Raw genomic sequence first — 25,941 nt, 5'->3', positions numbered from 1 at the left:
CTCCAACCATTGCCAACGGCAGTCGTATATATGCGACTAGCTCGCATTCGCATCGCGGGGCGGATAGCCGCGCAGCTACCTTGCCGTCGAGGGGTCCATGAACCAGCACGAGCCTCATCGTTTGCCATAATCATGTCGGCCTTGACACTGGAACCATCGGCCTTTGCGCAGACCCAGGGCAATGACGACGCGGATATCGTTGTCACGGGTTCTCGCGATGCGAATGCGAGCATCACCGGCAGCGACGTTACCGTTCTCCGCTATCCGCAAAGTATCAGCGTCATCGAATCCGCAATGCTCGAAAGAATCGGCGCAACGCGATTGGACGCGGCGCTCGATCTGGCTGGCGGGGTGGCGCGTCAGAACGATTTTGGCGGACTTTGGGACAAGTATTCCATCCGCGGTTTCGCGGGTGATGAGAACGGCGGTCCGGATATTCTGATCAATCGCTTCGCCAGCAACTTGGGTTTCACACCTCCGATCGATGTCGCGACGGTCGAGCGTTTCGAATTCCTGAAGGGAGCCGCCGCAGCACTATCAGGGCGAGGGGAGCCCGGCGGCTCGCTCAACATTGTCACCAAGGCACCGCCCGAGGAATTTCAGGCAAACGCCAGCTTGAGTTACGGGAGTTGGAATGCCTTCCGCGCGACGGGAGATATCGGAGGTCCGATCAACGACATGCTTGCGGTGCGTCTGATCGGCGTCGTCGAAGACAAGGACAGTTTTCGCAATTACGTTCACAGCAACCGTGAGCTGATTGCTCCGTCCATCGACCGCAAGGTATCCAAGTGGACCAGGACGCATCGAGCGCTTAAGCCCGTTCGGAAATTCGCTGAAGGCGAAATTGGCCGGTGCCGCAACGAAGATCCGCTCTTGGGTATTTGCCAAGCAGATTCTTAGTTCAGCCATCACGCCCGCGTCGTACTGCTTGCCTTTTTCCGGATCAATCGGTTTGCCGTCGATGGTAGGCTCGGGCCTCGACGACACGCACACGAACTGGATCGATTGCGGCATTTCCATGAGGTTCGTGTCAGCGCGCGGTAGCGCGGCTCGCCTTCCATCGAAGGCGAGCCGATACATTGACCGTTCCGGGGCCGTCAGTACTTTAGGTTGAGCGTCAGGATTGCGGTGCGCCCTGCCGCCTGGTTGGCGTAGTGCGCCGTATAGGCCTTGTCGTAGTACAGTTTGTTGAAGACGTTCTGGACGTTGACCTGGACCAGGGCGAAGTCATTGATCTTGTAAGAGGCATTGGCATCGAAGCGCCAGTAGCTCGGAACCATGCGCGCCAAGGTCCGCGGCAGGACGAGCTGGCCTCCCGTGATGGTGCGCGAGCCGACTTCCTGGATGCCACCGTAGACCTTGCTCATGTAGATCGCGCCGCCGCCGACGGTGAACTGCTGCGTCACGTTGTAGTTAGTGAAGGCGGTGAAGCTGTGCTTCGGCGTGTTCGGGAACGGCGTGCCGGTGCTGACCGAGGGGCCGAAGATCGTGACGCTCTGGCCGGTTACGGTGTCGATCGCCGTCGTCGTGGTGATGCCGCCGTCGACAATCTTCGCGTCCATGTAGGTGTAACCGCCGAATACGTTCCACTCCGGCGTGATATTGCCGTTAAAGCCGAATTCGAACCCGCGGATACGGCGATCGCCGATGAAGGCCACGGTGCCGTTTTCACCCGTCGTTCGCGCATTCTTGGTGCGAGTCTGGAAAGCGGCCAGCGTCAGCGCGAGAGTGTCCCCCAGCAGGTTCCACTTGGTGCCGACTTCGTAGGACTTGGTTTTCTCGACCTTGAGCGCGTCGGTAAGGGCCTGTGTCGTCGTGTTGAGCGCGTTGCCCTCGCTGCCTTGCGCCAGGTACGAGCCCGGAGGCGACGCGGAGCTGGAAGTCGAGATGTAGATGCTGCTGTCGGCGGTCGGCTTGAAGACGAGGCCGGCCTGATAGTTCCACAAGTCGTCGGTGCGGCTGACCCAGGCACGGTTCGCCGTCGAGGTCGCGGTGAGGCCGGGGCTTACTTCGGTCTTGTAGTGATCGTAGCGGCCGCCGAGATTGAGCAACAGGTTATCGGTGATTGTGATCGTGTCGAACAGCGAGACGCCCCAGCTGTCGACGCGCGAGAGCGTCCAGGTCTTGGGCAGGCTGCGCTCGATCGAGGCGAGAGCCGAAGAGGTGTCGCTGGCGTAGCTCACCCAGGGGTCGTTCGGGTTGGGGTTGTCCACCGAGGTGCAGTTGTAGCGCGCCAGCATGCTGACATTGCAGCGCGGGCTTTGCGAGGACGCGGTCGCGATCGCGGCGCCGGTCGCCGCGTTGGAAACGAAAGTGCCGTTCGCGGCCTTTTCACGCGCCCATTCGAAGCTGGCGGCGAAGCTGTTCTTGAGGCCGAAGGGGCTGACTTCGCCGAACAGGTCGGTCTGGTTGATGAGGCCTTCCGAGTAGCTGTAACGGGTATTGGCGCGGCGCCAAACCTGGCCGCCCGGCGCGGTGATGACGCCGCTTGTCGTGTTGCGGACGCCGTAGACATTGCCCTGCTGGTCATCGGGCTGGGTCCAGACGTAGCTCTGCTCGCTGCGACCGTAGCGCGAGGTGTTGCGCAGGGTGATGCCGTTGTCGAATTCGTGCTGGGCGCGGACCGTGAAGTTGTCGACATTGGTCTTGCGGAAGTCGCGGTCCTTGAGGCCGTAGAAGGCGCCGCGCGGACGATCGACTGCGACACCGCTGATCGTGGTGTAGCGGTCCGCCGGGGCGGTTTCGGTCACGCCTGCCGGGACATTGGCGGAAGTGTAGAGATAGGGAATGCCCGAATCCGGCAGTTCGTCGGTTTCGAGGTGATAGTAGCTGACCGTCAGGCTGGTCGGGCCGTTCAACCCCAGCTTGATCGAGGGGGCGACGCCCCAGCGCTTCGACCAGATCGCGTCGCGACCGGCAACGTCCTGGTCGTGCCACATGGCGGCGACGCGCAGGCCGACGAAGTCGTTCAGCGGCTGGTTCACGTCCACGGTGGCGCGCTTGTAGTCGTCGGTGCCGAGGCTGCCGCTCGCGGCGATGAAGCGGTCTGCGGTGGGCACTTTCGAAACCAGGTTGAGGCTGCCGCCGGCGCTGCCGCGGCCGCCCATCGAGCTGTCCGAACCCTTCACGACCTCGATCTGCTCGACCGCGAAGACTTCGCGGCTCTGGGCGCCGACATCGCGCACGCCGTCGAGATACGTGCTGGCCTGGCTGTCGAAGCCGCGGATGAACGGACGGTCGCCGAGCGGGTTTCCGCCTTCGCCGGCCCCCAAAGTGATGCCGGGAACGGTGCGCAGGGCTTCGGTGAGCGAGGCCGAAGCTGTGTCCCGGATGACTTGCGCCGGAATGACCGTGATCGAGCGCGGCGTGTCGACGAGCGGGGCGGTATACTTGGGGGAGTCTGCCGCGTCGGCCTTGTAGCTGCCCTCATCGATGGCGGTGTCGGAAACGGTCACGCCGCCCAGTCGCGGTGCTGCAGGTTGGCTCGCTTCCTGCGCGAGGGCGGGGCTTGCGGCAAGACCCAGGCTCATGGCGAGGTAGGCGGGCGCGGAAGCATGGGCTGATCGCAGGCGTGAAAGAGACATGAAACCCCCTGAAGCGTGTTCGTATGGATCAATTCAGGGGCGCTAATGAGAATGAATTGCGATTCTGGCAAGAAAAAATATCGCAATTGGAAATAAAGTGTAACAAAATATGATCTAGTAATTCGTGCATGCCAAAAACACCAACAGCTGTTGCTGTCAGTGTGGTCGAATGTATTTTAAGTGTTGGGTGTTTACATTGTATTTTTCTATGGGTCCGCCTTTTTCATGAGCCTGCTGGGGAAGCTGTAGACTCCCTGTCCGATGCGCTCCACGAACCCTTCGTGATGAAGGGCGCTCAGATATTGATGCGTGATTCCTGCCGCGAGAAACTGCGCGGTGGTTGCCACCGGATGGCGCCGGACGATTTCGAGGGCTTTGGCTTTCAGCGTTCCGGGGGGCGGCTCGGAATGGCCGTCCCATAGTTTCGCGCGCCGCAGGGCATATGTGTTGAGGTTGCGCGTGACGCTGCCCTTGCCGGCGCACTCGATCCGCAGCGACGGATTCTGCGATGTATCGCGCTCCTGCAATATCGCGCGCGCAGGCAGGCGCCGGGCGTTTTGCGCCAAAGTATCCGCACAGGCCTTCATCGCCTGTTGCAGCGCATTGACGAAGCGCCAGTTGCCCGAGATCGAGGGCCGTTGCAGAGCAGCGATACGATGCAGGATCGTGTTCTCGTCGAGACTGAGAACGGGCGCTCCCGGTGGGAGTACCTGAATCCCGCATGACTTCGCCTCGCGGGCCAATCGTGCAAATGCCTCATGGAGCGGGGCGGAAAGGTTGGCGGCAATTCGGGCGCTCTCTGCCGCTGTCGGGTGACGCAGCCCTCTAAGAGCCAGGACGAGGCGACGTTCGCGAAAGGCAAGCGATGCGAGCGAGATCAACGCCCCTTCGGCGATCGTGCGAGGAGACTGCAATGCACCCGCGGACGCACATCCCGAGACGTCCTCGTCGCATCCTGACAGGCTCCGCGACCGGACATTGTAACGAAGCGTTCGCATTGAACTTGTCTAGCGAAGCGCTTCCAGACCGAACGTGAACTGGATCGTTCATGTTCGGTTTAAGAAGCCGTACACGCCGTGTGCGGGGAAGCTGCCGCCTTTGACAATGCTCGGTTCCAGGCGCTATCCGCAAGGCCTGCTTCCGGAACCGCATCATGTCGATAGCATCATACCGGGCGGCGCTCGCATCGGCGCTGTCCAGGATTTCCATCAGGGGGCGTTTGCTTCTTGTCGGCACGGTGCTGACAGTGGCGGCCCTGATCGCCGCGAGCCTTTCCGTTGAGGCGGTGCTCAATGTTTACGTTCAGCGCAGCATCAACCAGAGCCTTGACGGTCAGATCGGGCTATTGGCGCGCAGCGTCCGTCCGGACGGTTCGGTGGATCGGACCATGCTGGTGGAGATCGGCCCCTTCACCCAGTATCGACGTGGATGGTCCTGGAGGATCGAGACGTCTCGGGTTGTCGTGAACTCCACGGAAGCCATCGGCAAGCTCGATTTTCGTGAAGAAGGGCCACGCGGCCGGGAAGGGCATTTCCGTGCGCCTCCAAGCCTGCTGCGGACCGGACGCTCGGGCGATCTCTATGTGAGGGTGCTGGACAGGGATACGCCGGGAGGGCGGGTTCGTATTGCCGCGACGGCGCCTCGCGCAGTCTACGAGAGGCTGCGAACCGCGGCTGTCCGTCCCGTGTTGCTGATCCTGGGCGGGCTGAGCATCGTCCTGTTGGCGACGTCGCTGTTGCAGTTGCGGATCGGTTTGAAGCCGTTGGCACGCCTCAAGCAATCGCTTGAAGATGTGCGTGGCGGACGGATTGCCCGGATTCCCGGCGACCAGCCTGCCGAACTGCGTGCCGTCGTTCGGGAAGCAAACGACCTGCTGGACGAGAACGAGGCCTCGCTGGCGCGTGCGCGTTCGCATGTCGCGAACCTTGCCCACAGCCTGAAGACGCCTCTGGCTACCCTCAAGATCAAGCTGAGCGATGCCCATAAGGATCCGGAAGGGGACCTTGCGGAACTGGTCGAGCAGATCGATCGCGCCATTCGCCATCATCTCGGGCGCGCACGGGCTTCATCCCCCGGAGCGCCGGGGCGCCTGTCGGTCGCCGTGGCGCCGGTCGTGGCCGATCTCGTGAACGCCCTGAGGCGTATCCACATGGACCGTAACATCGCGTTCCATGTCAAGGTTCCGGAGGACATGTCGGTCAAATGCGACCCTCAGGACCTCGGCGAGATGCTCGGAAACCTTCTCGACAATGCCGCGAAGTGGGCGAGCAGTCATGTCCAAATTACCGCGACCGAACGAGACAGGATGCTGGAAATGGTCGTGGAAGACGATGGGCCGGGACTGGGCGATGCGGCGCTGAAACAAGTCCTGCTGCCGGGGCTGCGGCTCGACGAGCGCGGGGATGGACATGGGTTCGGGTTGCCCATTGCCCGGGAACTCGCCGAATTGCATGGAGGAACCCTGACACTGCAAAAATCGGCATTGGGAGGTCTGCGAGCCGCGCTGTTGCTGCCCCGCTGATCTGCGTTGGAAACGGAGGGGAGGGATCAGGCCGGGCCGAGGCGATAGCCGCGTCCGCGAACGGTCTCGATCATCTCCGCACCGATCTTGCGCCGCAGCCTGCCGATGATCACGTCCAGCGAGTTGGAATCGGAATCGGCATCGTACTCATAGACGCGCTCCAACAACTCCCGGCGTTCGACCACGATGCCCTTGCGCAACATCAGCGCGGAGAGGACGCGCCATTCGAAAGCGGTTAGCCGAAGGGCCAGTCCGTCCAGTTCGAAGTGGCCCAGCTGGGCATCGTAAGTCAGCCGCCCGCAGGCAAGTCGCGTCGCCGCATGGCCGTTGGCACGCCGGACCAGGGCCCGCAACCGCATCGTCAGCTCCTGGGGCAGAAACGGCTTTGTCATGTAGTCATCTGCACCGGCGCGAAAACCGGCCACCTTGTCCGCCCAGGAATCGCGGGCGGTGAGGATCAGGACGGGGAGGGTCAGTTCCTTCTCCCGGCAATCCCGCAAGAGCGCGATACCGTCCATCTTGGCAAGACCGAGATCCAGGACCATTGCGTCGTAGTGCTCGGTCGTCGCCAGATGCAGGCCTTCCTCCCCATCGACCGCGAGGTCGACAGCCAGGTTCTCGCCCCGCAGCGTTCGGGAAAGTTCCGCCGCAAGGGCGCTATCGTCTTCGACAACGAGAATGCGCATGGCCTATCCGCTTCAGGTCCTTTCGCAGGCCCAAAGCCCGGTTCGATGAAGTATGGCGAGCCTCTCGCGTAACTGCGAGTCATTTGCAATGCGGTCCTTGCTCTATCCACGGTGGCGGCGAGGACAATAGGAGGAGGCTTTCTCACAATAATTTCAACGAACGGGGGGCAGTTGGAAAGGCAGATAATTCCGAGGCTTGCAAGCAAAGCCAACGCCTTGATGATGAGGCGTCCTGTAACGATATGTAACAAATTGTTGCAAGGCGGAAGTGCTATTGATACGCGGTCGCAGAAAATTTCATGAGGGATGTTCAGATTGCCTGTGATGCCACTCTTCGCTTCGAAGGGCGCTTTTGCGCGCCTTCTCGTCTCGACCGTCATTGCCCTCCCGATAGCTTTGCCCGACCATGCCGCGGCAGCAGAGGGTGAACAGGAAGGCTCGATCATCGTCACCGGAGTGCGCGAGAACGAAGGCTATGTCGCGCAGGAAACCGGGGCGGCAAAGATCGCGATACCTCTCAAGGACCTGCCGCAGTCGGTTGCGGTCGTCCCGTCCGAAGTCCTGCGCGACCAGCGTGCGCTATCCTTGCAGGACGCATTGAAAAACGTTCCCGGTGTCTCGTTCTCGCATGGCGACGGTCAGCGCGATCAGGTGACGATCCGCGGCTTCACGGCCATCGCCGACCAGTATGTCGATGGATTTCGCGACGACGGGCTCTATTTCCGCGATCTTTCCAACGTCGAACGGGTCGAGGTCGTGAAAGGCCCGGCCGCCGTGCTTTACGGCCGAGGTTCGTCGGGCGGCCTGATCAATCGCGTGACCAAGAAGCCGAATGTCGAAGTCCTTTCCGGCACGCTGACTTATGGTTCGAAGGACACCGCGCGCGGCGAGATCGATCTGGGTCGGTTCGATGCCGTCTCGGGCGTCGGCTTCCGCGTGACCGGCGCACTTGAGGACAGCGACAGCTTCCGCGATCAGCAGTTCGTCAAGCGCATTGCGCTAGCGCCCTCGCTTCTGCTGGGAGAGGGCAAGGATACCACGATCCTGATCCAGGCCGACTACCTGAAGGATCGCCGTCTGACCGACTTCGGCATCCCTGGTATCAACGGCCATGTCGTCGATGTTCCCCGCCCGACTTATTATGGCGCCGCCAATGCCCGTGATGCCGACGTGAGCCGTTCGGAAGTGCTCTCGCAGACAGTGACGCTGGCCCACCGGTTCTCGGATGCCCTGTCGTTCCGCAACGGTTTCCGGCACTATCGCTATACGCTCGATCGCCACAACACCAATACCACCGCAGTCAACGCGTCGGCCGGTACGGTTACGCTTTCGCACGGCGGCATTCTGCGCGACGAGGACGGCTGGTCCAACCAGTCCGAACTGACGCACAAGTTCGAGCTGGGCGGTACGAAGCATACCGTCCTCTACGGCTTCGAGATTTCCCGACAGGTGAAGGATGCCGACACCATCGCGTCGCGCGTCGTGGCGGTGACGTCGATCCTCGATCCGGTGCTTCCGACCGTCTCCAACGCGAACTTCACGGCCTTGAGCGCCAAGTCCACATCGACCTTCGACACGCGCGGTCTCTACGTGCAGGACTTTGTCGAGCTGGGCGCGGGCTTCAAGGCTCTGGTCGGCGTCCGCCACGACTGGTTCAAGCAGAAGACCGAACTGATCATCCCCGCCCGTGCGACACCGCTGGAACGCACCGACAAGAAATGGAGCCCTCGCGCGGGCCTCGTCTTCCAGCCGGACGATGTGCAGTCTTACTATGCTTCGTGGAGCACCAGTTTCCAGCCTTCGGCAGAGACTTTCGCGCTCGCGGCCAACAATGCGGACATCGCGCCGGAGAAGACCACGAACAAGGAAGTCGGCGCCAAGTACACGCTGATGGGCAGTCGCCTGAATATCCAGGTTTCCGCCTTCATTCTGCGCCGTACCGGGATCAAGGGCAGCGATCCGGCCAATCCGCAAGTGGTCGTCCCGATCGGCACCCAGCGGACGCGCGGGATCGAAGTTTCGGGTGCGCTCGATCTGCCTTCGGGCTTCCGCGCAATCGTCGGCTACGCTTATCTCGATGCCAAGGTAACGGAATCGGCAAATCCGCTCTTCGCGAACAAGGGGGCGACGCTGACGCCGAAGCACGCCGCGAATGCCTTCCTCACCAAGAGCTTCGGAGACCGGTTCGGCATCGGTGCGGGGGCGAACTATGTCGGCAATCGCTGGGCCGACCCTGCCAATACCACGGTGCTGGAGCATTACTTCACCGCCGATGCGATGGCCTGGACCCGCGTGGGACCGGCGCGGTTGCAGCTCAACGTCTACAACCTGTTCGACAAGAACTATATTGTCTCTGGGCATGGCACTTCGCCATTGCTGAACCTGCCCGGAGCGCCTCGCACCGTTCTGGGTACGGTGCGTTTCGCGCTCTGATGTTCGAGACGGTCCGGCCCTCCGAGGCCGGACCGTCGCTCTGGTGGAGCCGGAGCTGCGACATTGGGAAATTGTATAGTGCCCTCCAGCTTCTCCCAATGACGATGGGATAGCGCATGCGTCATGCGCCAGACACTCATCCTGATCCTTCCGATCGCTGTCGCTGCTTGCGGGCAGCCTTCCTCCAAACAGGCGGCTTCTCCGTCCCATGCCGAACTCATCGCGCATGAGACGGAACTGCTGCGATTGACGCTGACCCCGGCCGCGCAGCGGCGGCTCGGCATCGAAATGTCCCGCGTCGGTGGTGGTTCGGCGCAGCGGATGCGGGAGGTTTCCGGGGAGGTGGTGGTGCCCCCCACCAGCGCAAACGGCGTGCCGACCGGCGCGCTCAGCAATCTCCAGCAGATAGGCACCCAGCAAGCGAGTGCGGACGGCGAGGTGGCGCGCACCCAGGCTCAGGCCAGATTGGCGCGGATAGCCCTGAACCGGGCGGAGGCCCTCGTTCGCGAAGAGGCCGGCAGCGTGCGTGCCCGCGATGAGGCGGCGGCGGCCTTGGGCGCGACTCAGGCTCTGGCAGACGCGGCGCAGCAGCAGCGCCGCCTGCTCGGCCCGGCCGTTGGTGCGCTAGGCAACCAGGCGACCCTTTGGGTGCGGGCCTCGGTCTTTGCCAGTGACCTTGGCGACCTGACGCGGGGGGCTGAAGCCATGGTGCGCGGGATCGGTGTGCAGGGCGGCGCGCGCGGGGCGCGTCCGGTCGCGGCGCCGCCTTCGGCGAACACGGCGGCAGGTACGGTCGATCTCTATTACGCGCTCGACAATCGCGACCGGCGCTTCCGCGTCGGCCAGCGCGTTTCGGTGGACTTGCCGATGGCGGGCCGCAAAGAGGGCCTGTCGGTCCCGTCTTCCGCAATCCTGCGGGATATCTACGGCGGTGAATGGGTCTATCGCCGCACCGCCAAGGACACATTCGTGCGCCAGCGCGTGGAGGTGGCCTCCGAAGTGAACGGTCAGGCGTTGCTCGCTCGCGGACTGGAAAATGGAGCCGAGATCGTGTCCGTCGGCGCGGCTGAGCTGTTCGGCACCGAATTCGGAGCGGCCCACTGATGCTGGCCGGTCTCGTTCGCTTCGCCCTCGTCCAGCGCGTGCTCGTGCTCGCGCTGGCCGCCGTCCTGATCGTGCTCGGCCTGCGTGCCGGTCGCGATGTGCCATTGGACGTCTTCCCTGAATTCGCACCGCCGATGGTCGAGATCCAGACCGAGGCGCCCGGCCTGTCGACCGAGGAAGTCGAGAGCCTCGTTACCGTTCCGATCGAGACCGCGGTGAACGGCGTGCCGGACCTGATCACACTGCGCTCCAAGTCGGTGCTCGGCCTGTCCTCGGTGCAGATCCTTTTCGAGCGCGGCACCGATGTTATGCGCGCGCGCCAGATGGTGGGTGAGCGCGTAGCGCAAGTGCAGGCGCGCCTGCCGCTCGCGGCGCGACAGCCGGTGCTGATGCCGCCGCTGTCCTCGACCAGCCGGGCGATGAAGATCGGGCTGACCTCGGACAAGCTCGACCAGATGAAGCTCTCCGAGCTGGTGCGCTGGACGATCCGGCCCCGGCTGATGGCGGTGCCGGGCGTGGCCAATGTTGCGGTCTGGGGGCAGCGCGACCGACAGTTGCAAGTGCTGGTCGACCCCGACCGGCTGCGGGCGGCGGGCGTGACGCTGGCCGAAGTGCGTGCAGCGACGGGTGATGCCGTGCTGGTGGGCGGCGGCGGTTTCGTCGATACCCCGAACCAGCGCATCGCCGTCCAGCAGTCAGGCATGGTGCAGGATGCGGGCCAACTGGCGCAGGCGATCGTCAGGCAGAGCGGCGACGCGCCGGTCCGACTCGGCGACGTTGCCCGCGTCGTGGACGGTCATGCCCCGCCGATCGGCAATGCGATCATCGACGACGTACCTGGCATCATGCTCATCGTCGAGAAACAGCCGACCGCCAACACGCTCGAACTCACCCGCGCGGTCGAGGCAGCCATCGCCGAACTGAAGCCGGGGCTGGGCGAGGTGAAGGTCGACACCACCATCTTCCGCCCGGCGACCTTCATCGAACGCTCCATCGACAACCTGACCCGGGCGCTGCTGATCGGCTGCGCGCTCGTTGCGGCAGTGCTGTTCCTGTTCACCCGCGACTGGCGGCAGGCCGCGATCAGCCTCACGGCGATCCCGCTTTCGCTTCTTGGAGCCGGACTGGTCCTGCTGTGGAGCGGGGCGACGATCAACGTCATGGTCATCGCAGGCCTCGTCATTGCGCTGGGCGAAGTTGTCGACGATGCGATCATCGATGTCGAAAACATCGCCCGCCGCCTACGGCTCAACCGCGAAGCGAAAGATCCGAAATCCGCTTTCGCGGTCGTGTTGGCCGCTTCCCTGGAGGTGCGCTCGGCCGTGGTCTTCGCCTCGCTGATCGTGATGATGGTGTTCCTGCCGATATTCTTCCTCGGCGGGCTTGCCGGAACGTTCTTCCAGCCGCTGGCAATCGCCTATGTGCTGGCGATCGCGGCCTCGCTGCTCGTGGCGCTGACCGTGACGCCGGCGCTATGCCTGATGCTGCTGCCCAATGCACCGCTGAGGCCGGAGCGGGATACCCGCGTGGTCGGCTGGCTCAAGCGCCGTTACGTCGGCGCGCTGCCTGCGGTGATCGTACGGCCGAAGCTGGCGGTCGGCGTCGTGGCCGGAGGGCTGCTGCTGGCGGGAATCGGCTATACGACCTTCAAGGACCAGTTCCTGCCCGATTTCCGCGAGACGGATTTCCTCATGCACTTCGTCGAGAAGCCCGGCACCTCGATCGAGGCGATGGACCGCATCACTATCCGCGCCTCGAAGGAACTGCGGTCCATTCCGGGCGTGCGCAACTTCGGCGCCCATATCGGCCGCGCCGAGCAGGCCGACGAAGTGGTCGGCCCCAACTTCACCGAACTGTGGATCAGTCTCGATGAAAAGGCGGACTACGATGCTTCGGTGAAGCGTATCAAGGACGTGATAGACGGCTATCCGGGCCTGTTCCGCGACGTGCTCACCTACCTTCGCGAGCGGATCAAGGAAGTGCTCACCGGGGCCGGTGCCACGGTCGTCGTGCGGATCTACGGTCCCGATCAGGACGAATTGCGCGCCGCCGGTCAGCGGGTGCGCGATGCCATCGCGAAAATCCAGGGGGTCGCCGATCTCAAGCTGGAGAGCCAGGTGCTGGCCGCCCAGCTGCGCATCCAGCCGCGCGCAGCCGAACTGGCGCGGCTCGGCCTGACGGCGGGCGAAGTGCGGCGGCAGGCCCAGACGCTCGTCGCGCAGCAGAAGGTCGGCGAAATCTACCGCAACCAGCGCGCCTTCGACGTGGCGATATGGGGAGAACCCGAAGTGCGCGGCAATATCCACGCCCTGCGCGACCTGATGATCCAGTCGCCTACCGGAGCGCCGGTGCGCCTGTCCGACGTGGCCGATGTGCAAATCGTTCCCGCGCCCAACGAAGTGAAGCGCGAGAACGGCCAGCGCCGTCTCGACGTAACGCTGAACGTCTCCGGCGCGGAGCTCGGCACCGTGGCGCGCGAGGTCGAGGCGGCTGTCGACAAAGTGACGTTCGCGGCAGGCTATCACCCCGAAGTGCTGGGCGAATATGCGGCCCTCAAGGAATCGCGTCAGCGCCTTTGGACCACCGGCGCCCTCTGCCTGCTGGGCGTCCTGCTGCTCGTGTGGATCGAATTTCGCTCGCGCCGGATCACCGTGCTCGTCGGTGTGAGCCTGCCGTTCGCGCTCGTCGGCGGGGTGGTCGCGGTCGCCTTCACCGGCGGCATGCTCTCGCTGGGTTCGCTGGTCGGCTTCGTGACGGTGATCGGCATCGCCGCGCGCAACGGCATCATGCTGCTTTCGCACTATCGCCATCTGGAGCGGCAGGAAGGTATGCCGTTTGGCCGGGAACTGGTGCTGCGCGGTGCCGAGGAACGGCTGGTGCCGATCCTGATGACGGCGGCCTGCGCGGGCCTTGCCCTCGTGCCGTTGATTGTCGCGGGCCATGCGCCGGGGCACGAGATCGAACATCCCATGGCGATCGTCATCCTGGGCGGGCTGATCTCCTCGACAGTGCTCAACCTCTTTCTGATGCCGTCGCTTTATGGACGCTTCGGGGAGGAGCGCCGCGCCTCAAGCGAGCAGGGCAGGGAGGCGCAGGCATGAGCGTGCGCTTCGCCCGGCGCCTTGCGCCGCTTCTCGCCCTTGCGACCTCCGCCTGCATGACCGCGCCGAAGGTCCCGGCCCCGGTCGCGCCGCCGAGCGCGACGGGAGCCTTCGCCAGCCTGCCGGTCTCCTCGATCGCACCGGTCCCGGACGACTGGTGGCGGCTCTATGCGGACCCGCAGCTCGACGAACTCGTCGCAGGAAGCCTTGCCGCCAACGCCGACCTGCGCGTCGCCTATGCCAACCTCGACGGTGCCCGCGCCGCCTTGCGGTCGGCCAGGGCGGCCCGCCTGCCGACGACGACAATCGAAAGCGCACTGACGCTCGACAATCCCAGCCAGCAACCCAGCGCCGCATCTGTTTCCGCCAGCGACTGGGATATCGCCGCGACGGCTAGCTGGGACATCGACTTGTTCGGCCGTCTGCGCTCTGGCGCGCTGGCCGCGCAGGCCGATGCGGAGGCCCAGCAGGCCGCGCTCGATGCCGTGAAAGTCACGGTCGTTGCGGATATGGTTCAGGCCTATGTCGATCTCTGTTCGGCCAATCAGGCCCAGCGCGAGGCCGAGGCGATCGTCGCTGCGCAGGATCGTTCGCTGGCACTTGTGCGCGAGCAATTGAGCGCGGGCGACGTTTCGCCGCTCGAAGTCTCGCAATCGGCGGCGCTGGCGGCGTCCTCACGCGCGGCACTCGCGCCTTACGAAGCGCAGCGGGCCAATGCGCTCTATCGCATCGCCACGTTGCAGGGACGGCCTCCGGCGGAGGCGCGCGGCTATAGTTTCGCCTGCATCAAGCCGCCGCGCCTCGCCGCAGCCGCTCCGGTGGGTGACGGCACCGCGCTGCTCCTGCGCCGACCCGACATTCGCGAGGCCGAGCGCAAGCTCGCTGCTGCCACCGCGCGGGTGGGGGTGGCGCGGGCGGACCTCTATCCGCGCGTCAACCTGGGTGGCGCGCTGGGCCTGCTGGCGGGCGGCTTTGACGCTGTCGCCACGCCGCTGGTGAGCTGGGCCTTTCCCAACCAGGGGCCGGCAAGGGCGATGTTGGCGCAGTCCCGCGCCTCTGAGCAGGCGGCTCTGGCGGGGTGGGACGTGGTCGTGCTGAAGGCCCTGCGGGAAGTGGAAACGGCGCTCGCGGGCTACGATGCCGAAGTACGGCGCAACGCTCTGCTGACCGATGCGGTGGTGGAGGCGCAGGCCTATTCCCGGCGTTCCGCGGCCCGCGTACGTCAGGGCGATGCCTCGGGGCTGCTCCAAGTCGATGCCGAGCGCACTCTGGCCAATGCGCGACTGGCCAAGGCGCAAAGCGATCTTGCGGTGGCTGCTGCAGAAGTTGCCCTGTTTCGCGCACTCGGAGGTGGCTGGCGCACCGTGCAGGAGCCGGGCTAAGGCATGCGACTATGCGAATCCTGATGATCGAGGACGACGAGGAAACCGGCCGGTTCGTTTCGCGCGGACTGGAGGAGGCGGGGCACACTGTCGTCCTCGCCCGCGACGGTCGCGACGGCCTTTTCGAGGCTACCGGCGGTGGTTTCGACGTGATCGTCGTCGACCGCATGTTGCCGGGGCTGGACGGGCTCTCTGTGGTCAAGGCTTTGAGAGCCGCCGCCGATGAAACCCCGGCGCTGATGCTGACGGCGGTGGGCGGCATCGCCGATCGTGTAGACGGGCTCGATGCGGGCGCCGACGACTATCTGGTGAAGCCTTTCGCCTTTTCCGAGCTTTTGGCGCGGATCAATGCATTGGCCCGCCGTCCGGCAGTCCGTGCGGAGGTCCATCGACTGGAGGTGGGAGATATCGTGCTGGATCTGCACCGTCGCACCGTGGATCGGAAAGGGCAGCGCATCGCTTTGCAGCCGCGCGAATTTACTCTGCTGGCGGAACTCATGCGCAATCCCCGCCGGATCATGACGCGCACGATGCTACTGGAACGGGTCTGGGATTTCGATTTCGATCCCAAGACCAATATCGTCGAAACCCACCTAAGCCGCCTGCGGTCCAAGCTCAACGCCGGTTTCGAGGAAGACGCCATCGAGACCATCCGGGGCGCGGGCTACATGATCAGGTCTCGTTAGGATGCGCCGGTTCTGGAGGACGACGACAGGCCTTGTCGCCATCGTCGCGCTGGTCTTCGCGCTGGGGATCGTGGCAATCGGCGCGGTTGCCTACGAAGTCACGCACGAGGCGTTCGAACAGCAGCTCGATCATCGCATCGCGGCCGAGACCTCGGGCCTGCTCGCCGAAGCCAGGAACGATGGTCTTCCCGCGCTGACTGCCGCGATCGGTCGGCGCGAGGCTGCGCGGTCCACCGCCAGTCTCGACTATCTCCTGACCGACGATCGCGGCAAGTCTCTCGCCGGGGCGCTCGATGCTCAGCTTCCCTCGCGCGAAGGCTTTGAGGAACTTCTGGCTTATCGGCACAAGGGTTCCGGGCGCGAAGGGATCGCACAGGCGCTTGTCACCCGGGTTCCCGGCGGAGTGCTTGTCGTGGCGGCGGACCGCTCCGATCTGGATGAGATCGACTGGACATTGTCGCGTCTCTTTGCAGGGGCCATGGCGGCCAGTCTTGTGCTCGGTCTGTTGGCAGCCGGTCTCGTCGGCTGGGTGACGCGCCGTCGGCTCAGCCGGATCGATACGACGGCGCAGGCGATCATCGAGGGGGATTTGGCACGCCGCATTCCCCTCGACGGATCCGGCAGCGAGTTCGACCGCTTGTCCGGCACACTGAACCGCATGCTGGATCGCATCGAAAACCTAATGGAAAACCTCAGGCAGGTGTCGAGCGACGTTGCCCATGACCTGCGAACGCCTCTGACCCGGCTCTGCGGCAGCCTTGAAATGGCCGAAGTGGCGGGAGATGCCTCCGTTCGTCTGAGCCTGATAGAAAACGCACGAAGGCAAGCTTCAGACTTGCTGGAAATTTTCGCATCTTTGCTGCGGATTGCCGAAGTTGAAGGGCTTTCCGAGAAAATTCCGCGGCAGGAAATCGACGTTTCGCTTTTGCTTGAACAGATGGTTGAAACCTACGGGCCGGATTTCGAGGATAGCGGCAGGTTCCTTCAACACGGAATCGCGCAGGGGTTGGTGACGGCAGGCGATCGCCGTCTATTGAGTCAGGCACTGGCAAACCTACTTGATAACACCTTACGACACACCGCAATGGGAACCGTTGCCAGGCTCAAAGCAAGCGCGGATGATGGTGAAATCGTCCTGTCCCTGTCCGACGATGGTCCTGGCGTCACCGAGGCAGACAGAAGTAGATTGTTCCGGCGCTTCGCACGTGCAGAGCGGTCCCGCAGCACCGAGGGGCATGGGCTTGGTCTGAGCATGGTAAAGGCCATTATGCTCGCGCATGGCGGTACCGTGCAGATCTTAGGCGGCGTGACCGGGTTCGAGGTGGAATTGCGGCTGCCCACAGTAATTTTCACAGGGGCCGAAGACAAGTAGGAGCGATTAGTTCTCAAAAGGGCCCAGTCATGCATACGCGGCCCGCGGTTGAACCGCCTGCTGATTGAACAAAAGTAGCTGCCGTCGAGCCGCCAGAGTAGAGGTACACGCCCTTTGAGCTGGATCGATGCACGCGCTGCGACAAAGACCGGATTCGAAGGTAAATAAAGTCGATCAGTTCTCGAAGGGGGCTCACTATCCGAAGACACGCTTGTGAACGGCGCCATCGCAAAGCTGGAGGTCACGCTATGAGTATCAGGGCCGATCCCGCCGAGTTCGCCGGTAAACGCGTTCTCGTCAGCGGTGGCACGAAAGGACTGGGCCGCGCCACTGTAAAGCGCTTCCTGGCTGGCGGAGCCCGTGTCATCACCGCCGCCCGCTCGATCAGGGACACCATAGAAGGCGTCGAATATGTGCAGGCGGACCTAACGACCGCAAAGGGTGGCGAAGCGCTAGCCAAGGTTGCGTTGGAGCGGCTGGGCGGCATCGACATTCTTGCCCATGTCATCGGCGGTTCAGCTTCGCCGGCAGGTGGCTTCACCGCGCTGACAGATGACCACTGGCTTGCCGAGATGAACCTCAATCTCCTTGCGACAGTCCGGCTCGATCGGTTGCTGATCCCCAGATGCTCGAGAGGGGCGAGGGCATTGTGGTTCACCTCACCTCGATCCAGTCCGTCCTCCCGCTGCCCGAATCCACCACCGGCTATTCCGCCGCCAAGGCTGCGCTGAGGACCTACAGTAATTCGATCTCGAAGGAGCTCGGTCCTAAAGGCGTTCGGGTCAACGAGTTCGTCATCGACGGTGGTACGGTCAGCACAGTGTGAGTGTCCAAGACCGATACTGGCTGTCACATCAGATGGCTATCACATCCTGAGCCGACCCTTGTCGGCCGTTCAGCCTTCGATTTTCACTCGCCAGGGGCAGACCGGCAGCTTTCCAAATGCCAACGCGCAACACTGGCCGTTAGGCGAATGTCCGGACCGGAGCCGGGTTGCGGGCATAGCAGACGCTCGCACGGATTCGGCAGTCGACCAACTTGAGCTGTTCCCCTCTGGCTGCTGGAATGGCAACTCCTGACATATGGCAGCCTTGCACGATTTTAACCACGAACCCGCCTTTCCGGACACGCCGACAAAGGCGACGTTCAACTGGTCCTAAAAAGACGGATCGCAGCGGTGGCCAATTTTGCCAAAAGCGCCCCGAATACCGTTCCCATCCCCGCCCAAACAGTGACCACGAAAAGGGTCATAGCCCAGACGCCGAATAACGCGGCCGAAGGTAGGCCTGTAAACACGGAAGCTGTCAGCAGGATCGACAGAGCGCATGGCCAGATCAGACGCGGCCTCGGATGTGAGGCGACCGCTGCTCCGATGCAGGTAATAAACGCAATGAGCGCTGCGATGGGCAACACCAAGATTATTGAGAAATCCATGGCCAGAGGCTATCAGGCAGTCTGACCGCAATCCACCCATCTCCGACGTAAGCGGCGCGCAACTGCGGTCCCGTAACCGGAACGGCAAGATTTCACGATTTTAATCCGAAAGGTGCCTGACCGAACCCGCCCCCTTGCAGCCTCTCATTCTTTCATGGATCACTCCTGAAAGCAGACATGAGGGCGGTAAGGTATGCGGTTAGTTATCGTTTCCCGCGCTACGATACTTGGTGTTTTGATCTTAGGGTTGGCAGGCTGCTCCCAAGGGAAGCAGCCTTTCCGCATGGTTCAGTTTTGTCTCGCTGGTCCGCAAGAAATTCCGGCTTTTACCAGCTTCATGAATGAAATCGCGCAATCATATCGAATGAAGTTTTTTGATCGAAGCGGCCAAACACATGATGAATTAAAAAATCTGGCCTCAGATAATAAAAACGTGCCCGTAAATGACCGCGCTGTGAATATTGGGGCGGAGAGAGGAAGTGCATTTAGCTTTGGTGCTGGAAACCTAGGCCTGCCTACAGATCAAATCGCGATAGGATTTAACGGTGACGACCTGAATGAAGCGAAGGCATTTGCAGATGCTACCGTGAAAAAACTATCCGCGAGATGGCACGTCCATGAAGTGCCCCAAGAGCGCGGTGCCTTGCCGCTTTCTCACTGCGACTAGCTGAAGGTCGGTTTTACCGGTGAAGATGTCGAAAAACAGACCGTCGCAAAACCACCCATCTCCGACGTAAGCGACGCGCACCTGCGCTCCCGTAACCGGAGCGGCAAGATTTCACGATTTTAATCCGAAAGGTGCCTGACCGGACCGCCCTAAATCGGACGTTGGCTTTTACCGCGCCACAATTTTCGCGAAGCGCCGCTTCAAGTATGTGATGACAGCTTCCCGAGTACTGTCTGCTGCAACAGCGACCTTGCTTCGACGCGATTCAAACGGACCGCTCAGAAAAACCTTTTGCGGCTCATCTAGATAAAATCGTGCCCGCAGATAAGCGCCAGATTCTTCGAAATGATAATCGATAAAGTTGTAATATTGATCCAACTCCTCTCCATTCCAAACTTCATCGATCGAGTGTTCGATCGACGTTGGCGCTATCGGATCGGTCCCTTGCATATGACTGCAGTGCAATAAGCACGCTGCGTTTGCAATGTCTGGAATCCCCGACTTAGCTGACCTTCACGTGGCCTCTGTGGCGCCATGAAAGCGGCCAATTGCTGGGTTGGCCACAATCTGAACGGACGGACGCTATGCCTGGGGCGGATCGAGACCCTCTACGACCAAAATGTCGGGGAAAACAGCAAATCTGGATTTGATCGGCTCAGATCACAATCATTCCCGAAACGGTTCCAGAATTAATGAACTCGGCACAGATATCAACTACATACTGGATATCATCGGTAATATTACCAGAAGGATATAGTTCGCCCATGAATTCAATCAATCCACAAATCATTTCATGGTTGTCGATCGATCTAACGATCACTCCGTCTGCAGTAATAGTTTCTAGATGCGGCATATAACGGAATTTGCTGATATGTATTTTTAACTCGGAAATTTTTAAACCTTCATCCGAGTATATGAGGACAATAACTCCGTAGTCGCTAATGGATGTCATCGCGGCAATAATTGAATTTAGATCAGGATTTTCTCTCAAGGGCAGCTGAATTCGCGATCCATCTTGAACATAAAATCCCCCAAATCTAATCATCTGCGAACCTCCCTGAGCGCCTTTTGCAAAGGCTCCGCTACATTTTAGTGGAATGGTGCTTGGGTGTATAAAAGCCCTATCAGGTCGGGCCAATACGTCCGCAATGTCGGCGGCTCCGGAAGGGCAAGTTTCGGATTAAAATCCTGAAAAGCCGCCCTTCGGCTGAACGACCGACCGGTCCTGGCGCCCGAGTTAGGTTCCCTCAAAGTCGGAAAGGTCGGGACTCCGGAGCGGTAGGTTTTCGGTTAAAACTCTGAAAATCCGCCATTCCGCTTTGTTGGGTACTCTGTATGTAGATTGGTAGCAGCCTGAGCTACGATGGTTTGTCAGCGTGGGAGAATGGAGAATCCCGTTGCCTTCGGGCGGAGCTCGTTACGCGAGGTGCGGGTTCGAATCCTGCCGCTGGCCACGTCTGCAAAGTCGGCGGGTCCGGTCAGGCACATTTCGGATCAAAAATCGTGAAATCTTGCCGTTTCGGTTACGGGAGCGCAGGTGCGCGCCGCTTACGTCGGAGATGGGTGGCTAGTTGCCATTTGGAATGGCACTGCCGGATTGGCTTTTCCACGTAAGCATCAACATCAGAGGCGATTAAGGTCAGCCTACCCGCTTGCTATATTCACTCGGGTTGAGTGCATCTCTAGATGTAATCGCTTAGCGATTTTCCATTCTCACCGGAACAATCTAGTTCATGATATTCCGGAGCGCTTAGCGATATCCAACTTCCTTTAACGCGATATGTCGGCATGATCATCTGCATAACCCGCCGTCCATTGTAATTCACGTCGATGATCATGATCCAGAGATTTTTATACCTGCTCAATTTGCCGAGCGGACGCCTGTATTCTCCGGAATTATGCAATCCGCTTTTAAACAATATTTCGCGATCGCGGTTGATTTCCCCAGATGCGATCTTACTCCGAAGGGTATCGGCAACAGGCATCCACTCGGCTCCAATGAACTTGAAGTGCCGGCAGAGTTTCCTGAAGTCCTCTATGGACATGTAATCCGCCGAGTCCGTGCAACTCGTCAGGCAGAGAGATGCAAAGGCGCAGAGAACGGACTGGCGAATAGGTCTAAATTGCATGAATGATGCGCTACCGAATCGGAAATTTGAGTGCAAAGCCTGATTTGAAGGTCAAACTCCATTCTCCATTCCACTGGAGAATGAATGAACGTTTTGAGCCTCTCGCGCACCGGCGACGACCGCTATATCGGCGCTTTCGTTTTGACACAAAAATGGAGTAATTCAGCCTTCTGGGTTTCAGAAACTCGACTGAACGCCTCCCGTGACCGGAAGCGCGAGTTGCTCGTCCGAAAGCGTCAATCGCGCCTTTAGCCGGTAGGGTTGGCCAATCGTTCGCGCGTCAGCTTTTCAAACGTCTCCAGATCGCATGGCTTGCTCCCTGATCCGCATCCCGGAAGTGCAAGATAGCTGCGGCTTGGCGGAGTGGCTTGGCTTAGCGGCGCGAGACTGCGCAACTGGTCCATCGACTGCGCTTGCTGGAAAACGCGGACATAGCGCCGACCTGCGGCATCGCGCACCAGCTCGAAGCCGATGGCGCCGCCAGGCGCGATGTCGTCGCGCGGGTAGTCGGCCATTGTCCAGTGCAGATCGTAGAAGCCGCCCAGTGCGGCGATGTTGGTGTCGTGCCCGAACAGCAGCGTCAGGCGACCACCCTGCCCGGACAGGGCATCGACGATGCGCGTGACAATCGGCGCAGCCAGGCGCTGCGCGACGTAGGCGGGGCGCGTCTCGTACTGGAACTTGATCGGGTGGAAGCGCAGGATGGCGCGAATGTCCGCCTTGCTCGCGCGGCCCCAGCCGACCTGCTCCATCGGCATGCCTTCCAGGTACTGGAGCAGGATCGTTTGCCCCGCCGTCGATCCGAACGAAAGGCCGCCCTTGAGGTCGGGCTTGTCGCCCGGCGTCGCCTTCAGCGTCGAGGTGGTGTCCACCGGCACGCCGACGATGCGCTCCAGCGTGGCGAAGTCCGCCTTGCGCGCGGCGATCACGCCTTGCAGCCCGCTCGCCGGGAACTGCGCCTGTGATGCCGCCAGCGCCCGGTCCCCGTCCATCGCAGCTTTGGATGTGGAGGGGTGGAACTGGTCCTCATCATCCTCGCCGGCTGGATGATCGAGAGCAACCTTGCAGCCCGGTTGCAGCGTCTCGATGAAGGCCAGCCCGGTCTTGATCGCGCGCGAGCTGCCGCTGGACCAGGCACTGATCGTTCCCGGAGCGGCGCAGCCGGTGGCGGGCAGCAGACCCTGAATTGCCAGCACTTCGCGGTCGTAGGCGGCCAGGCGGCGGATACCCTCGGCGCCGTGCGGAGTCAGATCTCCCGCGGGCGTCGACCAGGCGGGCCATGCCTCGCGCGTGGTGCCTTCGGGAGTTGCCGGAAACTTGGTGGAGGGGCGCACGCCATGGCGCATCAAGATAACGACGCGCTCCACGGTCAGATCGGCAGCCTTGGGCGCGGCACCGGCGGTAGCGGAAAGCGCAAGCGCCGAAGCGACGGCAAGCAGGGCGCCGATCGGGCGCAAGCGCGGCGTGTGATTCATGACGGGAAGTTCCCCTGTTAGGTGCGCCCTAGCCGGTATGCAGGCTTTGTGACGGTTCCAAGACAGGCGCGCCGCTCCTTGAAGGAAAGATCGGCCCGATATCGTGAGGATCGTCGAAAGGGAGCACCCCTCAGGCTAAATCTTAAATTTCCCTAATCTTCGCGAATGTCACAGAAGCGTAAATAGCCCTGCCTAGTGCGCCTTCCCAACGAACCACAACGATGTCGCGCCGCAATTACCGTGCGGATGGGAAATCAATACACAAGGTGTAAGTACAGCCAATTCCGCCGCCGCGGAAAATGCTTTCACGAATAACTCAGTATATTGGAAATTCGCAATTCTTTGAATTGCGAAGAAGGGGGCTATTTGTCATGTCGATTTTCCTGAGCAATTCGAAGAACCGTCTGCGTCTGCAAGTCGCCATCGCGGCCGTCGCCGGTTCGAGCCTGCCGCTGACCTTCGCGCCCGCGCAGGCCCAGTCGGAAACCGCCGTGCGTGCAGAGGGCCGCATTTCGGGCGTAGTGGTGAACGGCGCGGGAGATTTCCTGCGCGGCGCCGAAGTGCGTGTGGACGGCTCGGACATCGTCGGCGTAACCGACAGCGACGGCCGCTTCACGCTCCAGCGCGTGCCCGCGGGCACCCAGCAGCTGAGCATTGCCTATATCGGCTATGAGACCGGCCATCAGGCGGTCGAAGCCGGTGCCGCCGACCTGCGCGTCGCCCTCAAGCCTCGTGCGGTGGACGCTGCGAACGACATCGTGGTCAGCGGCAGCCGCCCGATCGCGGAATCGGAAGAAGCCGCGCTCCAGATCAAGCGCTCGTCCACCTCGCTGGTCGATGTCATCGCCGCTGACAGTGCAGGCCGCTTCCCCGACCAGAACATCGCCGCCGCCGTCAGCCGCCTGCCGGGCGTCAGCGTCGGCCGCGATCAGGGTCAGGAACGCTACATCAGCTTGCGCGGCTCACCGGCAAGCTGGACGACGATGGCTTTCGACGGCGTCAACGTCATCAGCCCCGCCGGACGCGAGACCCGCTTCGACACGATCCCGTCCTCGATCGCCAGCCAGACGATCATCCGCAAGGCCGTGACGGCCGACATGCCGGGCGAAACCGTGGCAGGCAACATCAACATCGTGACACGCAGCCCGTTCGACTATCCCGGCCTGAAGGGTGCGCTGGATGCGGGCTACGGCTACAACGACCTGGGCCAGGGCAAGCAGTACAACCTCAGCGGTTTCCTGTCAGACCGCTTCGCGAACGACACGCTCGGCATCCTCGTCGGCGCCTCGCGCTATGAGCGCGACATGGTGACCGACAACTTCGAGAACTCCTGGGAAATCTCGCCGGAAGACCAGGAGCCGGGCGGCGAGGACCGCATCTGGAACGCCAAGACGCAGAACAAGCTCTATCGCCTGAAGCGCAGTAACACGTCGTTCTCCGGCCGCCTCGAATGGCGCCCGGACAGCGACAACAAGGTGTTCCTGTCCTCGATCTACAGCCAGTTCCGCGATGACGAACTGCGCAATGCCTGGGTCTTCGACCTCGATCAGGACGCCAAGAAGACCGGCAGCAGCACGGTGGGCAAGACCACCGGCTATGCCGATATCCGCACCGGCAACACGCCGATGCAGGGCACCCTCTACGGTGCCGAGATCGAGAGCACGCTGAACTCCAACTCCTCGCGCCAGAGCATCTTCACCAATACCCTGGCGGGCGAGCACGCGATGGACTCGTGGAAGGTCAGGTGGCGCCTGAACTACACCCGCGCCGATGACCGCAGCAAGCCGCCGTTCCAGTCGTCGTGGGCCAGCCCGAGCGATTTCACCAAGCGTCCCACGCTGGTCTACGATTTCACCGACCCGAACCTGTCGAAGATCCAGCTCTACGACACCGTGCTCAATTCGAACGGCACCTATAGCGCCGGTGCATCGCGACCGTTCATCTCGCCAACCGAGCTGAACTTCCTGTCGATGACGCGCAACCGCCAGCTCGATCGCACCAATGCCTATACCGCGAAGCTGGACATCGAGCACAACCTCGATCTGTTCGGTGCCGAAACCGTGTTCCAGTTCGGCGGCGAGTACGACAAGCGCGTCAAGACCTCGACCCGCTCCGTGCTGGAAGTGACCCCGGCGACGCTCGCCGCCGCGGGTCTGACGAACCCCACCCAGGCGGATATCAGCATCGACACACCCTACAAGGGCAAGCTGCCGATGGGCTACGGCTGGAAATACTTCTCCAGCGAACTGGGTGAGGCGCTGTTCGACAAGTACGTCGCCGCCGGTGCCGCGCAGATCCAGAAGGACACCAGCGAAAAGAACAACTACCGCGTGACCGAGGAAGTCATCGCCGGTTACGCGATGGGCACCAGCTATTTCGACTGGGGCAATATCGTCTACGGCGCCCGCATCGAGCGGATCACCAACACCGGCTCGGCCCTGTCCCTGGTGGACAATGCCTGGACGCCCACCCACGTCTCCAACAGCTTCACCTCGGTCTATCCCAGCATCCACATCAACTGGGACATCAATCGCGACATGAAGCTGCGCCTGTCGGGGAACACCGGCGCCGCCCGTCCCGACTATGACCAGATGCGCCCGAACTTCTCGTACAACGACGTCGAGCAGGTGGTCTCGGGCGGCAATCCCAAGGCCAAGCCGGAACGCGCCAAGGGCGTGGACCTCTACTTCGAATGGTACATGCCCTCGCGCGGGTTCTTCTCGGTCGGCGGCTACTACAAGGACCTGAAGAACATTCTCTACGACGTCGAGCTGACCTCGTTCGGTTCCGACGTTCTCAACTCGGCGGGCGTGGACCGTTCGGACTATCGCTACTCCACTGTGGCCAACGGCGGCGGCGGCCATATCACCGGCGTCGAGTTTGCGTTCTCGCAGCCGTTCGAAGGCCTTGCCCGTGCCGCCGGCCTGCCCGACTGGGCGCAGGGCTTCGGCGTTCAGGCCAACCTGACGCTCAATGACTCCAAGGCGACCACGCCGGACGGCCGCACCACCGATCTGCCGGGCGCCTCGCCGCTGATCTACAACGTCTCGGGTTACTACGAGCGCTACGGCTTCTCGGCCCGCGTCAGCTACCAGTGGCAGAAGGCATACCTCGACTCGCTGGGCGACGGCGACATCATTGGCGATGCCTACTGGGCCAACGTGGCGCGTCTCGACGCTTCGCTGCGCTACTCGATCAACGAGAACGTCCAGCTCTATCTCGATGCCAACAACCTCACCAACGAGGCGGGTATCCGTTATCAGGGTGTCTATTCGCGCCCGATCGAACACGAAACGTTCGGTCGCCGCTACCTTGCCGGTGTGCGCGTCAACTTCTGAGCGTAAAACGAGGGAGGCGCCCGGCGGGC

The 25,941-nt window shown here is 62.0% G+C and carries 16 protein-coding genes, 1 tRNA gene and 1 pseudogene; 12 read left to right on the top strand and 6 right to left on the bottom strand.

The genetic code is table 11. The annotated features are described in order from the left end of the window. Positions 1-132 precede the first annotated feature (132 nt). On the top strand, positions 133-900 hold the full coding sequence (locus AC4D6D_RS11270) for a TonB-dependent siderophore receptor (RefSeq protein WP_491325343.1): 768 nt from the start codon (positions 133-135) through the stop codon (positions 898-900). 197 nt (positions 901-1,097) lie between these two features. Here AC4D6D_RS11270 and AC4D6D_RS11265 read toward each other — a convergent pair whose 3' ends face one another. Both AC4D6D_RS11265 and AC4D6D_RS11260 read right to left on the bottom strand, forming a co-directional pair. Next, positions 1,098-3,584: a TonB-dependent receptor gene (locus AC4D6D_RS11265; RefSeq protein ID WP_491325342.1), complete on the bottom strand. Its 2,487-nt coding sequence runs from the start codon at positions 3,582-3,584 to the stop codon at positions 1,098-1,100. 206 nt (positions 3,585-3,790) lie between these two features. Next, on the bottom strand, positions 3,791-4,465 hold the full coding sequence (locus AC4D6D_RS11260; RefSeq protein WP_491325341.1) for a type IV toxin-antitoxin system AbiEi family antitoxin domain-containing protein: 675 nt from the start codon (positions 4,463-4,465) through the stop codon (positions 3,791-3,793). 272 nt (positions 4,466-4,737) lie between these two features. Between AC4D6D_RS11260 and AC4D6D_RS11255 the strand changes: the two genes are divergently transcribed. Then, the gene (locus AC4D6D_RS11255) at positions 4,738-6,105 is read left to right on the top strand and encodes a sensor histidine kinase (protein WP_491325340.1); all 1,368 of its coding nucleotides are present in this window, start codon (positions 4,738-4,740) and stop codon (positions 6,103-6,105) included. Positions 6,106-6,131: 26 nt separating this feature from the next. On the opposite strand, the gene AC4D6D_RS11250 is transcribed toward AC4D6D_RS11255, so the two are convergent. Continuing rightward, positions 6,132-6,791: a response regulator transcription factor gene (locus tag AC4D6D_RS11250; protein WP_491325339.1), complete on the bottom strand. Its 660-nt coding sequence runs from the start codon at positions 6,789-6,791 to the stop codon at positions 6,132-6,134. 324 nt (positions 6,792-7,115) lie between these two features. Here AC4D6D_RS11250 and AC4D6D_RS11245 point away from each other — a divergent pair, with 324 nt between their 5' ends. The 8 genes and pseudogenes from AC4D6D_RS11245 to AC4D6D_RS11210 all read left to right on the top strand — a co-directional run bounded on the left by AC4D6D_RS11245 (position 7,116) and on the right by AC4D6D_RS11210 (position 18,970). Next, positions 7,116-9,224, top strand: coding sequence for a TonB-dependent receptor (locus AC4D6D_RS11245; protein WP_491325338.1), 2,109 nt, complete (start codon positions 7,116-7,118; stop codon positions 9,222-9,224). A gap of 123 nt (positions 9,225-9,347) precedes the next feature. After that, positions 9,348-10,328 (top strand): efflux RND transporter periplasmic adaptor subunit, encoded by a 981-nt coding sequence (locus AC4D6D_RS11240; protein ID WP_491325337.1) that lies wholly within the window; start codon positions 9,348-9,350, stop codon positions 10,326-10,328. Next, positions 10,328-13,429, top strand: coding sequence for an efflux RND transporter permease subunit (locus AC4D6D_RS11235; RefSeq protein WP_491325336.1), 3,102 nt, complete (start codon positions 10,328-10,330; stop codon positions 13,427-13,429). The genes AC4D6D_RS11240 and AC4D6D_RS11235 overlap by 1 nt, the downstream gene beginning before the upstream one ends. After that, the gene (locus AC4D6D_RS11230) at positions 13,426-14,811 is read left to right on the top strand and encodes an efflux transporter outer membrane subunit (protein ID WP_491325335.1); all 1,386 of its coding nucleotides are present in this window, start codon (positions 13,426-13,428) and stop codon (positions 14,809-14,811) included. Before AC4D6D_RS11235 ends, AC4D6D_RS11230 begins: the two co-directional genes overlap by 4 nt. Before the next feature lie 11 nt (positions 14,812-14,822). Next, positions 14,823-15,497 carry a response regulator transcription factor gene (locus AC4D6D_RS11225; protein WP_491325334.1) on the top strand — a complete coding sequence of 225 codons (675 nt, stop codon included), beginning with the start codon at positions 14,823-14,825 and terminating at the stop codon, positions 15,495-15,497. 1 nt (position 15,498) lies between these two features. Further along, positions 15,499-16,869 carry a HAMP domain-containing sensor histidine kinase gene (locus AC4D6D_RS11220; RefSeq protein ID WP_491325333.1) on the top strand — a complete coding sequence of 457 codons (1,371 nt, stop codon included), beginning with the start codon at positions 15,499-15,501 and terminating at the stop codon, positions 16,867-16,869. A 248-nt stretch (positions 16,870-17,117) separates the two neighbouring features. Then, positions 17,118-17,695: pseudogene (locus AC4D6D_RS11215) on the top strand (oxidoreductase). A gap of 801 nt (positions 17,696-18,496) precedes the next feature. Next, on the top strand, positions 18,497-18,970 hold the full coding sequence (locus AC4D6D_RS11210) for a hypothetical protein (RefSeq protein WP_491325332.1): 474 nt from the start codon (positions 18,497-18,499) through the stop codon (positions 18,968-18,970). A 168-nt stretch (positions 18,971-19,138) separates the two neighbouring features. Here the strand turns inward: AC4D6D_RS11210 and AC4D6D_RS11205 are convergent, their stop codons facing one another. Continuing rightward, positions 19,139-19,420, bottom strand: coding sequence for a hypothetical protein (locus AC4D6D_RS11205; protein ID WP_491325331.1), 282 nt, complete (start codon positions 19,418-19,420; stop codon positions 19,139-19,141). A gap of 205 nt (positions 19,421-19,625) precedes the next feature. Next, positions 19,626-20,108 carry a DUF6911 family protein gene (locus AC4D6D_RS11200; RefSeq protein WP_491325330.1) on the bottom strand — a complete coding sequence of 161 codons (483 nt, stop codon included), beginning with the start codon at positions 20,106-20,108 and terminating at the stop codon, positions 19,626-19,628. Positions 20,109-20,340: 232 nt separating this feature from the next. Here AC4D6D_RS11200 and AC4D6D_RS11195 point away from each other — a divergent pair. Further along, positions 20,341-20,423: transfer RNA gene (locus AC4D6D_RS11195), tRNA-OTHER, on the top strand. A 924-nt stretch (positions 20,424-21,347) separates the two neighbouring features. Here the strand turns inward: AC4D6D_RS11195 and AC4D6D_RS11190 are convergent. Continuing rightward, positions 21,348-22,574, bottom strand: a complete 1,227-nt coding sequence (locus AC4D6D_RS11190; protein ID WP_491325329.1) for a histidine-type phosphatase — start codon at positions 22,572-22,574, stop codon at positions 21,348-21,350. A 371-nt stretch (positions 22,575-22,945) separates the two neighbouring features. Here AC4D6D_RS11190 and AC4D6D_RS11185 point away from each other — a divergent pair, with 371 nt between their 5' ends. Next, on the top strand, positions 22,946-25,912 hold the full coding sequence (locus AC4D6D_RS11185; protein WP_491325328.1) for a TonB-dependent receptor: 2,967 nt from the start codon (positions 22,946-22,948) through the stop codon (positions 25,910-25,912). Positions 25,913-25,941 lie beyond the last annotated feature (29 nt).

Source organism: Novosphingobium sp. BF6 (genome assembly GCF_058273105.1).
Note: the sequence above shows the minus strand (reverse complement) of the source record. Positions and strands in the feature narration are given on the sequence as shown.